The 11,685-nt window shown below is 46.4% G+C and carries 12 protein-coding genes; 7 read left to right on the plus strand and 5 right to left on the minus strand.

Annotation, left to right across the window (positions count from 1 at the left end):
* Nucleotides 1-35 precede the first annotated feature (35 nt).
* Nucleotides 36-1,613: a serine hydrolase gene (locus P1P86_09240; protein MDF1575360.1), complete on the plus strand. Its 1,578-nt coding sequence runs from the start codon at nucleotides 36-38 to the stop codon at nucleotides 1,611-1,613.
* Here the strand turns inward: P1P86_09240 and P1P86_09245 are convergent.
* On the minus strand, nucleotides 1,610-2,305 hold the full coding sequence (locus tag P1P86_09245; GenBank protein MDF1575361.1) for a Crp/Fnr family transcriptional regulator: 696 nt from the start codon (nucleotides 2,303-2,305) through the stop codon (nucleotides 1,610-1,612). The genes P1P86_09240 and P1P86_09245 overlap by 4 nt on opposite strands.
* Before the next feature lie 225 nt (nucleotides 2,306-2,530).
* Here P1P86_09245 and P1P86_09250 point away from each other — a divergent pair, with 225 nt between their 5' ends.
* The 5 genes from P1P86_09250 (at nucleotide 2,531) to P1P86_09270 (ending at nucleotide 8,259) form a co-directional block, all read left to right on the plus strand.
* Entirely contained in the window at nucleotides 2,531-2,890 is a 360-nt protein-coding gene (locus P1P86_09250; GenBank protein ID MDF1575362.1) for a hypothetical protein, read from the plus strand.
* A gap of 20 nt (nucleotides 2,891-2,910) precedes the next feature.
* Complete coding sequence (locus P1P86_09255) at nucleotides 2,911-3,744, plus strand: DUF5777 family beta-barrel protein (GenBank protein MDF1575363.1); 834 nt, start codon at nucleotides 2,911-2,913, stop codon at nucleotides 3,742-3,744.
* A gap of 5 nt (nucleotides 3,745-3,749) precedes the next feature.
* Nucleotides 3,750-4,721, plus strand: a complete 972-nt coding sequence (locus P1P86_09260; GenBank protein ID MDF1575364.1) for a cytochrome c3 family protein — start codon at nucleotides 3,750-3,752, stop codon at nucleotides 4,719-4,721.
* A gap of 1 nt (nucleotide 4,722) precedes the next feature.
* Nucleotides 4,723-5,346, plus strand: a complete 624-nt coding sequence (locus P1P86_09265; protein MDF1575365.1) for a cytochrome b/b6 domain-containing protein — start codon at nucleotides 4,723-4,725, stop codon at nucleotides 5,344-5,346.
* Between the two features lie 111 nt (nucleotides 5,347-5,457).
* Complete coding sequence (locus tag P1P86_09270; GenBank protein ID MDF1575366.1) at nucleotides 5,458-8,259, plus strand: cytochrome c3 family protein; 2,802 nt, start codon at nucleotides 5,458-5,460, stop codon at nucleotides 8,257-8,259.
* Nucleotides 8,260-8,368: 109 nt separating this feature from the next.
* Here the strand turns inward: P1P86_09270 and P1P86_09275 are convergent, their stop codons facing one another.
* From P1P86_09275 to P1P86_09290, 4 genes are all read right to left on the minus strand, one after another.
* Complete coding sequence (locus P1P86_09275; GenBank protein MDF1575367.1) at nucleotides 8,369-9,052, minus strand: hypothetical protein; 684 nt, start codon at nucleotides 9,050-9,052, stop codon at nucleotides 8,369-8,371.
* Nucleotides 9,053-9,136: 84 nt separating this feature from the next.
* Complete coding sequence (locus P1P86_09280) at nucleotides 9,137-9,664, minus strand: cytochrome c family protein (GenBank protein ID MDF1575368.1); 528 nt, start codon at nucleotides 9,662-9,664, stop codon at nucleotides 9,137-9,139.
* Nucleotides 9,665-9,883: 219 nt separating this feature from the next.
* Nucleotides 9,884-10,114, minus strand: a complete 231-nt coding sequence (locus P1P86_09285; protein MDF1575369.1) for a rhodanese-like domain-containing protein — start codon at nucleotides 10,112-10,114, stop codon at nucleotides 9,884-9,886.
* Nucleotides 10,087-10,866, minus strand: a complete 780-nt coding sequence (locus tag P1P86_09290) for a rhodanese-like domain-containing protein (protein MDF1575370.1) — start codon at nucleotides 10,864-10,866, stop codon at nucleotides 10,087-10,089. Before P1P86_09290 ends, P1P86_09285 begins: the two co-directional genes overlap by 28 nt.
* A gap of 206 nt (nucleotides 10,867-11,072) precedes the next feature.
* Between P1P86_09290 and P1P86_09295 the strand changes: the two genes are divergently transcribed.
* Nucleotides 11,073-11,685 (plus strand): DUF6444 domain-containing protein (locus P1P86_09295; GenBank protein ID MDF1575371.1); only part of this gene is annotated, 613 nt, incomplete at its 3' end.

Genomic DNA, 11,685 nt, shown 5'->3' on the forward strand with positions numbered 1-11,685 from the left:
GATTCTGAAAGATTTTATCTTTAAAACCTTATAACATGAGTACCATGAAAACGATGAATACGCTACTATCCTTGCTGCTTATTTGTATAATGGTGAGCCCGGTCTCGGGACAGCTGACCTCCAGAGAAATAGATAAGCTTGTAGAGGATACCATGGAAAAATTTACCGTGGCCGGCGTAGCGGTCGGGGTGGTCAAGGATGGGAAAATTCTCCATGCAAAAGGCTACGGTCTGAAGTCCGTGGATACGGGAGAGAAGGTGAATGAGCACACCTCCTTTGCCATCGCCTCCAACAGCAAGGCCTTTACTACTGCAGCCCTGGCAATTTTAGTCGAGGAAGGCCTGTTATCCTGGCAGGACCGGGTCATTGATCATATCCCCGAGTTTAAAATGTACAATGATTATGTAACGCAGAATTTTAATGTTCAGGATCTTCTGACTCACCGGAGCGGACTGGGCCTGGGAGCCGGCGACCTGCAGAAATGGCCTGCTGGATCTGACTTTACCATAAAGGACATGCTGGTGAATTTTCAGCACTTTGAACCTGTTTCGGCATTTCGCACCAAATATGATTACGACAACATCCTCTACCTGGTGGCAGGCGAACTGATCAAACGGGTAAGCGGAATGCCCTGGGAAGTGTTTGTGAAGAAACGTATCATGGAACCCCTGAACATGGACCACTCCTTCACACTCCCCCCCGGGATGGTTAATTCGGAAAACCTTGCTTCTCCCCACCTGGCAGAAGCGGGCAAGCTGCGAACAATCTCCTATTATGAACTGGATCCCGAAAAAATCAACGGGGCCGCCGGAGGCGTACTTTCCAATGTGGACGATTTGTGCCGCTGGATGCTGGTCCACCTGAACCAGGGAAAATATGGCGAAAACCTGGAGCATCAACTCTTCTCGGAGGCCAGTCAGCTGGAAATGTGGAAGATTCATACCCCCATTCCAATGAAGCCAAATGAGAGGTACAATCCCCATTTCTCGGGCTATGGACTGGGTTGGAGACTGTCGGATATGAATGGGAACATGAGTGTGTCACATACCGGCGATTTGTCCGGGATGCTCTCGAAAACCATGATGATCCCGGATCTGGAACTGGGTGTGGTGGTACTGACCAACTCCTATTACGGAGGCGCAGGAGTTTTCCAGGCAGTCTCTCAGACGATCGTGGATAGCTATCTGGGACTGGACGATTACGGCTGGACCGACCGGAAACTGGCCTCCTTCCAGTCAGAATCCAATAAAGCAAAAGTCCGCGTGGAGCAGGTTTGGAGTGCAGTTGCAGCAAGCAATGACGACCATATAAATCCATCAGACTTTACCGGGACCTATGAAGACAAATGGTTCGGGAAGATCAGCATCTACCTGCAGGATGATCAGCTCTGGTTCAGTTCACTGCGTTCGCCGGCCTTGACCGGCCCCATGTTTTTCTACAAAGCCAATGCCTTTGCGATCAAATGGAAAAACCGGGAGCTGGATGCGGATGCCTTTGCCATCTTTAGTCTGGATGAAGAGGGGAAAGCCCGGCGCATCAGCATGAAAGGTATTTCACCGGATATCGATTTTAGTTACGATTTTCAGGATCTGGACTTTCTAAGGGTCGATTAACCCTTGTCCGATATTTCAGACAGCCGGTCCGGAGCGCGAACCTCTATCTTCCGCCCATTCAGAAGTATGATCTGATCCCTTTCAAACTCCTTCAGAACTCGAATGGCGCTGTCCTTTGATATCGAAGAGTAGTCGGCGATGTCCTGCCTGCTAATCTCCTCACCAATGACCGGGCTGTTATAAATCTCCTGGCTCAGATAAATCAATGCATCTGCTACCCTTCCGTGCATTTGTTTCTGACTGATGCTTACCAGACGATCCAATGCCAGAAGGTAATTTCCCGAATAATGGGTCATTATCCGCTCTGAAAAATCGCTGTTGGAGGCCAGTACTTTCTTAATGTTCTCCATATCGATGAAACATACAAAAGTCTCCTGTATGGCCATCACACTGTATCGGTGCTTGTCCCGTACCTGAGCACTGGGGCCTCCAATCAGCTTCCAGGGCTTGATAAAATCAAGTATCAGATTCCTGTTCTGATTTCCTTCAATATACATTTTGGCGAACCCTTCGATGACTGAAACCAGGTAATCGGCACGGGTACCCTGCTTCAGGATTACTTCTCCCTCATGAAAGCGAACAGAATAACGATCGGCATTAAGCAGCTGCAGTTCTTCCTCTGAAAGAGAAGCAAACAAAGGAGATCTCTTATTACAATTCTCGCAGCTGATGCACAATTTATCTGCTTTCATACCTGTAGATAGGATTATTTCCGGATCTCCGCAATATACTGAAAAATGCTCTTCTGATAATGGGAATATCACCTGACTGATACAGGTCAATTTTTAATTTGATCTATCCCCATAAAAAACTTATTCTATCTGCCACTGTTTTTGTTTTAACAATCTTCCAGAACCCTTATCTTACGCTCTTCAAAGTCAGCAAGAATTCAGCTGAGAAAAATAAAATGAACTGATATGAGAAGATTGATAATGATACTGACAGGCTCTCTGATACTAATTATGTCCGGCTGTACAAAATACGAAATACCCGCACCAGAGTGTCCAGAGGATCTTCCCACGAATGTTAGCTACTCCGGAGATGTACAACCCATTTTTGATCAGAAATGTGCGATGTGCCATGGTGGAGGACAGTCTCCTGATCTGAGTCCCGGATGGTCCTACGATGAACTTATGGACGGAGGCTATGTGGACGCAGAATTCCCCTGTTCCAGCGTGATTTACCAGATTTTTTCCGGCTCACACGGGGGACGGGCCGGTGACGAAGAGATTTTAACCATCCTTGGCTGGATAGACGAAGGAGCCAGGGACAATTGATATTTAAACAACCATTAGCTATGAAAGAATATTCAAAACTGACTGCCATTGCCTGCATCTTTGCATTCCTCTCTGCAGGTTTCTTATTTGCCCAGGACGATGCGGAACCGGTTGCCCCGGCATTTGAAACCCTGACCCTGGTTGATAATCAGACCACTGCAAATCCCTACAAGGGACAACTGGTTCTGGAGATCCAGCACCGTTTTTCGGAAATTGAGGAGATTGCCGACCTGTTTGGCATTTTTGGTAGTGCCAACACCCGTATCGGAGTCTCCTATGGGATTACCGATAAAATCATGCTGGGTTTTGGGACCACGCGTAACTATATGCTTCAGGACCTGGAATGGAAGTACAGCATTCTGACCCAGACCAGCAAAATGCCCATATCACTTTCCTATCACGGGAATGCGGTACTTGATGCGCGCGACAGCAAATATTTTGGGCCCGAAGAAGAGTATCAATTTGCTTACCGGGCCTCCTACCTAAACCAGCTGATTGTATCCACCAGGATCGGCAACAGAGTCAGCCTGCAGGCAGCTCCCACCTTTGTCTACTTCAATGCGGTACCGGAAGGGTACAACAATGTGAATGCTTCCATCAATGTGGGCGGGCGATTTCAGGTTCTCGGCTTTCATTCCATTATCCTGGAATATGACCAGCCTCTGATTCAGGCCGATACGGATGTCTATCCGAACCTGGCGCTGGGCTTGGAGATCGGAACCAGCACCCACTCATTCAGGGTTTTTGCCTCTAACTATAACTCCATTGTCAGAAACCACGGAATTGCCTTTAACAGTAACAACCCGCTGGATGGTGATTTCCAGTTCGGGTTTAATATCACAATCAGGTTCTAAAGCCAATGACAACTCCAACCAGACTAATCTCATTACTGCTATTGGCTGCCGCTTCCACCCTGCTTGCTCAGCCGGATGACACCTTAAAGTTAAAAGCCTCTTATTACGAAGTGAATGATTATGTTGACGACAACGAAGCTTGTCTGAGATGCCACGGGGAAATGAAATATATGATCGAAGATCCCAATACGGGCCGTTCCACCCACGAACGAATGTATTCCGAACGGGCCATTGACCGGGATGATTTCTATTCGTCGGTTCACCGGACTTTTGCCTGTAACGACTGTCATTCCTACGATTTCAACACCTTCCCGCATCCCGTCGAAACCAGGGTGGAAGAGCAGTTTTTATGCATGGATTGCCATGGCTATGATGAGACCTTTGCCAAGTATCATTTTGAGGATATTGAGATAGAGTTCCAGGAAAGTATTCACAATATCGATGAGTTTACCTGCTGGAAATGTCATGATCCGCATAGCTACAAAGCCTTTATGAGGAATGCCGAAGACCTGGAAAAAGCGATCCTGTACGACAACAACATGTGCCTGCGCTGCCATGCTGATTTTGACCGTTTTACCCTGCTCACCGACAGGGAAGAGATCGTAGTGGTGGAGAGCCACGACTGGTTGCCCAACCAGGCTGCGCATTTCAAGGCTGTCAGATGTATTGAGTGCCATACGGAAATCAATGATTCTATCCTGATAGCACACAAAATCCTCCCTAAAGAACGAGCGGTTCAAGGCTGTACGGAATGCCATACCAGAGACTCCAGGCTCATGCATACGCTCTATAAGTTCCAGACCGAGGAAGCAAGAAAGGGTGGATTTGCGAATAGTATCATGATCAATAACTCCTATGTGATTGGTGCCAATCAAAATATATGGCTGAACCGGCTCAGTTTTCTTGTGTTCGGATTCACTTTGCTGGTGATCGCGTTTCATACCTACATGCGTATAAAAAAACAGAAAAAAAGCTGAAATGGCAACAAAAAGATTATATCTCTACCCCGTCTGGATCCGCCTGTGGCATGTCATCAATGCCCTGATGTTCATATTATTAATAGTAACCGGAATCAGCCTGCATTATGCATCCGCCGAAAGCAGCCTGATCCCTTTCAGGGTATCGGTGGGAATCCATAATGTTTGTGCCATTATCCTGACCCTGAATTATGGTATTTTTGTCATAGGGAATATCATTACCAATAACGGCATGTATTATGCAAAGTGGAGAAAGAACCTGTGGCAAAAGCTCTGGAAACAATTTCAGTTCTATGCCTTTGGCATTTTCAAAGGGCAACCACATCCTTTCCCCATCACCAAGAAACAAAAATTCAACCCCCTTCAAAAAATCTCCTATGTACTGGCCATGTATCTTGGAATGCCATTGTTGATTATTTCGGGAATTGCACTTATGTTCCCGGATAAGATCTCCACTTCCATTTTTAACATCAGCTCACTGGTGTTTTATGATACCCTGCACCTCATCATTGGTTTTGTGCTGTCCATATTCCTGTTGATTCACCTCTATACCTGTACCCTGGGAGATAAACCGGGCACCCTTTTCAAAAGCATGATTAACGGCTACCACGAAGAGCACGAGTAGGAATTTCAATTGTATTCAGATTTGTTATAAATTACACCCAATATCACAGAAATTGGGTGTATAACTATGCAATAATCATTATTTTATCGTCCTAAATGAACGCCCTGAGAAATGATCCACAAGTCCCTGCATGCACTTCATAGAGCCAGGCTAATCTGGCTTGCTTTGTTACTGTTGACCGGTCCGGCTACGGTTTACTTATTTGCCCAGGAAAATGAAGACTGTATGATGTGCCATGAGGACAGAGAATTGACAGGAACTCTCCATGGCAGAACCGTCTCCATGTTTGTGGATACCTCCATCTTTGCACACTCGGTGCATCACAGCAACAGCTGCATTTCCTGCCACACCGATGCGGCTGAGGAAGGTTTTCCTCACCCCGATAATCTGAGAGAGGTCAATTGTGGGACTTGTCATACCATGGAATTGGAAGAAAACCAGAGAGGGGTCCATGGACAGGCATTGTTACGAAATGACCTAAATGCACCCAGTTGCAAAGAATGCCACGGTCATCATGATATCCTCCATAACAGCAATACAGAATCGCGCACCTATAAAATGAACATCCCTTACCTCTGTGGAAGATGCCACAAGGAAGGTGAGGTGGTAGCCAGGATCTATGATGTTTCCGAGCACAATATTGTGGAGAATTATACCCAGGGTATCCATGGAAGGGGCCTGTTTGAAGCCGGACTGGTGGTTACCGCCACCTGCAACGATTGTCATGGCAACCACCTGGTCCTTCCACGCACCAGTCCCAATTCCTCGATCAACACCGGCAATATTGCCAGGACCTGCATGAAGTGCCATACCCGCATCGAAGAGGCCCATAAAAAAGTGATCAAGGGGGAATTGTGGGAAAAGAATCCTTCTGTTATTCCTGCCTGCTCATCCTGCCACCCTCCCCATATTGTAAATGTACCTCAAATTCAGGCCAGGGTTTCTGACAAAGCCTGTATGAAGTGCCACCAGGATAAAAACCTGCACAAAATAGTTGGGGACGATACCATTTCTCTCTACAGAGACAATAGTGAACTCCCTAATTCGGTGCATAAGAACATCCAATGTACCAAATGCCATACCGAAGTTACCGACCACCTGGAACGTCCCTGCTCCACCAACCAGCCGGTGGATTGTTCTTCCTGTCATGCAGAAGTTTTCGGTATGTACTTTGAGAGCGGCCATGGTCAGGCTTATTACAATAAGAAAAAGGATGCCCCCTATTGTACCGACTGTCACGGAACGCACACTACCAAATCCAAATACGACGATACCTCTCCGGTTTACAGGATGTCGATTCCGCAACTCTGCGGGGAATGCCATCGCGAGGACGGACAGGCAAATTCAGAGGACGGGCTGCAGGAAACCAATGCGCTGGCCGACTACTCCACCAGCGTACATGGCATGGGACTGACAGGTAAAGGGCTAACCGTGAGTGCAGTTTGTACAGATTGTCATACGACGCATATGATCCTGAAATATGATGATGAACGCTCTTCCATACACCCGGCAAATGTACAGGCGACCTGCGGAACCTGCCATAAGGGCATCTACGAGACCTATCAGGAGAGTGACCACGCATTCAGAACCGATCCTAAAGGAACCGAGTACCCAACCTGCGTTAAGTGTCACACGGCACATAATATTTCCCTGGTCAGTCAGGATAAATTCATGAATGAGGTAACACACCAGTGCGGATCATGCCATAAGGAGACTGCCGACACCTACATGAAAACCTATCATGGTAAAGCCTACCAGCTGGGTTATTTTGAATCGGCCAGATGCTCGGATTGTCATGGTGCTCATAATATTCTTAAAGCCGAAAACCCGGCTTCCATGGTATCACAGGAAAACCTGGTAAACACCTGCGGAAAGTGCCATGTGGGGGCAAACAAACGTTTCACCGCTTACCTGAGCCATGCCACCCACGAAGATGATCCCAAGTTATACGGGGCCTATATTTTTATGACAGTTCTTCTGCTGAGCGTATTTACCTTCTTCGGAATCCATCTGCTTATGTGGTTACCACGATCTGTCAAAGAGAGGCTTAAGAAGAAGAAAGAAGGTCCGAAAGAAGTAGGAAATCTTTATTTCAGGCGCTTCAGTAAAAACCAGCGGATCACGCATATCTTTGTGATCATCAGCTTTATTATTTTGGCTCTCACCGGGATGATGCTGAAATTTGCTCATATGGAGTGGGCCAAATTCCTCGCCAGGATGCTTGGTGGTGTGGCTACAGCCGGGGTACTTCACCGCATTGGTGCCGTGATTACCTTTGGATATTTTGCATTTCACATATTCAACCTGGTGAAAGAGAAGAGAAGGAAGCGGCTCTCCCTTTCTAAATTCATCTTTGGAAAAGACTCGCTCTGGTTCAATAAGCAGGATATTAAGGATTTCGCAGCAACTATCAAGTGGTTTTTGGGAAGGGGCCCCAGGCCCGATTATGGCAGATGGACCTACTGGGAGAAGTTTGATTATCTGGCAGTCTTCTGGGGCGTAGCTGTGATTGGATTCAGCGGACTTGTGCTCTGGTTCCCGGTCTTCTTTACCCGCTTCTTCCCCGGATGGCTCATCAATATTTCCCAGATCATTCACAGCGACGAAGCATTGCTGGCCGTTGGGTTTATCTTCACCATCCACTTCTTTAATACGCACTTCCGGCCCGAAGCTTTTCCCATGGATACAGTTATTTTCACGAGGCATATGCCCCTGGAGCACTTTAAGCACGAGCGTCCGCGTGAATACCAGGAGCTAAAAGAGGCAGGAAAGCTGGATCAGCGCATTTTCGAGAAAGAGTTTTCCAAAGATAACATGCGGATCATCCGGTTCTTTGGATTTATGGCTCTTGGTATCGGAGTCATCCTGATTGGCTTGATTATCTACTCCTTCCTCTCGGGTGGCGGACATTAGGATGAGGTTTTGAGTTTAGCGCTCCCGGCGCTAAGCGACGAGACAGTATATAACAAAAAAAGGCTGTACCATTTCGATACAGCCCCCTTCTCTTTTTCTAACAGTATGATTACCTGTCCGCTGTGGCTTTTTCCAGAATGATTTCGTAGCTGTATCCGTACCCAAAATCTCTGTTCAAAGCAAGTATTCCTTCCAGGGTAAGCACCTGGCCGACCTCAAAAACTTCCTGCGATGTAACTGTCAGGTCATACTTCCCCTCAAAATCGCTCCCGTCCTGAATATGAATCCAGTTGCGTTCCATGATATTGGGATTAAACCTGGCCACCTTACCCTTCACCCGGATCGTTTTTCCTTCATAGGCTCCGGGATTTGCATAAAGCTCTGCAATACTTACCACTCCCTCTTCCGGATCCAGACTTAACTCCAGCCTGTCCGTTTTAACAGCCGAACCCTGCGTAGTTCCAGGCATCATCCCCATCTGGGAAGGAGATTCATTCCCTTCAATGCCATCCAGAAAAAGTACCTTATCAAAGGTCCTGTCCAGCTCTTCGCTGTAGAAATTTTCCATGAGCATGCCTCCCTGGTAAGAGATGCTCTCCCCTGCCTCAATCTCCGTAGAGTTAACAGCGATCCAGTAGGCAGGGCCCTTTCCCTTCACCAGCAGATAGGTATAATTTTCCACCTGTTCGACAGCTTTCACTTTTACTGTATTCGTGCCATTTGTGGGCTGGTTGTTGCATCCTGTGGCAACCGCCATCAGTGCGATAATCAGAATTTTCAAGATTTTTTTCATAATCGATGTCTATGTAAAAGTCCCCTGGCGACCTTACCAGAGGACTTTCAAAAATAATAAAATATGACAAAAAAGTACTGCGAACTACTTGGAAGGATTCGGATGAGCAATTTTTGCCACCATCTCCGCATAATTGAATTGTTTATAAGTAGGGCTCTCCTCGTTGTGACAGGTTTTGCAAACTGCCTCCGTTGGATCAATCAGTCCTTTTGTCATGGCCAGCTCTTTATTCTTCATTACGGAAGCTCCCTTATACATGCTTCCGGGGCCGTGACAGGACTCACAGTAAACACCCTCATCCAGGGTAGCCGAAGCAATAAGACTGGCATCCACACGTCCAATTGTTGAATGGCACTTGATACAAGCGGCATCTGTAGTGGGGTCAGCAATACCCTTCTCGGCAGCAATTTTCTTGGATTCCTCATTGGCCAGGGTTTTCATGGCTCCGGCATGGGGCCCTTTCAACCAAATATTATACTGCTCACCCGTGGCGGGCTTAATATGGCACATCTTGCATTTGGAGGCTCCAATGTATTTAAAATTCTGGGCCATCAGGGCACCCCCTGCAAAGAAGACCAGCATTGCGAAAGTAAATACTCGTTTTGTCAACATAGCTAATTGTTTTTGGATGATTTTAGACTTATAAAGCTAAAATAATCTATTTCTGCTCAAGAATAGTTCAATTTCCGGGCCAAAATCTCTGAAAAGCAGTTATCTATAACCATTTTAAATTCTTTTTACCCCGTATCCCCTTTGGGTGCAAGGCAAAACAGGGTCCGGGATAAAAAAAAGGTCCCTCCTTCGAGGCACCTTTTTATAAAGAAAAAAGACTTATTTGGTAGACTCCCAGCCATAATTCATAGTGGAAGCCGCTCTCCACCTGGACTTGGTCATTTCATCATAAATCATGCCGTTGGCTCCGAATTTCAGGGATTTGGCATCGTATCCCAGAACACGCAGGTAAGCAGCTATCCGGGCACTGTTCTGTCCGGAGTAGCAATAAACCACAATGGTTTTGTCTGTGGGAAGCATTTTCAGAACCTCATCCACAGCCAGATCCACGTTGGGGGTGTACTGAATAGCACCTTCATTTGTCCCGGATCGAGGTATTCGGCCCCGGGCCAGTAATTGATGATGTAATAGTTATCCAGGTTGTCATATACTTCTGAATTGGAGATGGCAGCTGCACCAAAACCCTCAGCCAGAATGGTTTCCCAGCGGGCGTCAAAAATCTCTTCCGCAGTTTCAAATCCGGTGGAAAGGGTAGGAAGTTCAGTTTCATCGCCTTTGGGTGAAACATCAGATACAAAATCCCTGATGGAGGCAGTATTGGCAGACCATTTGTCGAAATATTCGGCCCAGGCGCTCATACCAAAACCCATGGAATAGACATCCTTGTATCCTGCAAGTTGCAGGAGGCAGGTCAACCAGGAAGCTGTTTGCCCGGTATAGCAGACAATGGAGATCTCGTTGTAAGATGCCAGGCCATCGATATAGTTCCTCACCTCGCCCGGCGCAAGATTCACGGCACCGGCAATATGTCCGTCATCAAAATCTGCTGCAGAACGGATATCAATTATGGTGACCTGATCTGCTGCATCAAGGGTATGCACAGCCTCAGCACTCTTGATAGCCAGTCCGGAGTTTCCGTAATTGGCAGCAGGAGATGTGGGTGATTCCAGCCATTCCACCAGCAGTTCGGCTTCATTTATTGGATCCGGATCCGGCTCATTTTCCTTTTCACAGGAAACAACAAAAAAGGAAATAAACAGGATGGCCAGCATCCATACTTTAGTCTTTGTTTTAGATTTCATATTTAGTAACTAATCAGCCTGTTCTCAAAAATAGGTGGTTATGAACAATTTTCCGTGGTTTTACACGAATTTAACTGTGATCATCTGTGGATTTCTCAGATTCAGTGGATATCAACAAAATCAGGTTGTTAATATTGATATTTAGCTGGTTAAATATTTGACATTAAAGGATTTCTATTCTTGCTTTGTTTGGAGAACAAGGAAGAATGTCCCCGGAAAAGAAAATATCATACCTGGCCAAAAAGATCGATGATCTGATTGTGCTTGTGAATCATCTATATGGGGAGATCAAAGATCTGAAGCGAGATTTAAAGAGCTCTCAACGAGAGAATAAGATACTAAAGGAGAAGCTGACCAAATACGAACATCCAAAGAACAGTAACAACAGCTCCATTCCACCCTCGAAGGATGAGAACAGGGCCTTCAAGAGCAAGAGCCTGCGTAAGAAAACCGGACGTAAGCCAGGAGGACAGAAGGGACATGAGGGTAACACCCTTGAGATGACCGATGATCCGGATCACACCATTGAACATACTCCTGAATATTGTGAATGTTGCGGAAAAGATATTGGCTCTATTCCCGGTGAGTTTGTTGCTCGTAGACAAGAAGTCGATATTCCACCTATTAAACCGGTGATCACCGAACACAGGATATACAAGAAACAGTGCAGTTGCGGACATGTTACCACTTCTGATTTTCCCAAAGGTATTACTGCATCGATTGGTTACGGTCCCATGATCGAAAGTCTGACCGGATATTTTCATTCCCGGCAATACATCCCATTCTTACGGATGCAGGAAATCTTCCGGGATATATTCT

Source organism: Bacteroidales bacterium (assembly GCA_029210725.1).
GTDB lineage: Bacteria > Bacteroidota > Bacteroidia > Bacteroidales.

What these genes read in the sequence shown, in the direction of transcription:
- P1P86_09240 (MDF1575360.1), top strand. Translation starts at nt 36, where the DNA reads ATGAGTACCATGAAAACGATGAATACGCTACTATCCTTGCTGCTTATT.
- P1P86_09245 (MDF1575361.1), bottom strand. Translation starts at nt 2,305, where the DNA reads ATGAAAGCAGATAAATTGTGCATCAGCTGCGAGAATTGTAATAAGAGA.
- P1P86_09250 (MDF1575362.1), top strand. Translation starts at nt 2,531, where the DNA reads ATGAGAAGATTGATAATGATACTGACAGGCTCTCTGATACTAATTATG.
- P1P86_09255 (MDF1575363.1), top strand. Translation starts at nt 2,911, where the DNA reads ATGAAAGAATATTCAAAACTGACTGCCATTGCCTGCATCTTTGCATTC.
- P1P86_09260 (MDF1575364.1), top strand. Translation starts at nt 3,750, where the DNA reads ATGACAACTCCAACCAGACTAATCTCATTACTGCTATTGGCTGCCGCT.
- P1P86_09265 (MDF1575365.1), top strand. Translation starts at nt 4,723, where the DNA reads ATGGCAACAAAAAGATTATATCTCTACCCCGTCTGGATCCGCCTGTGG.
- P1P86_09270 (MDF1575366.1), top strand. Translation starts at nt 5,458, where the DNA reads ATGATCCACAAGTCCCTGCATGCACTTCATAGAGCCAGGCTAATCTGG.
- P1P86_09275 (MDF1575367.1), bottom strand. Translation starts at nt 9,052, where the DNA reads ATGAAAAAAATCTTGAAAATTCTGATTATCGCACTGATGGCGGTTGCC.
- P1P86_09280 (MDF1575368.1), bottom strand. Translation starts at nt 9,664, where the DNA reads ATGTTGACAAAACGAGTATTTACTTTCGCAATGCTGGTCTTCTTTGCA.
- P1P86_09290 (MDF1575370.1), bottom strand. Translation starts at nt 10,866, where the DNA reads ATGAAATCTAAAACAAAGACTAAAGTATGGATGCTGGCCATCCTGTTT.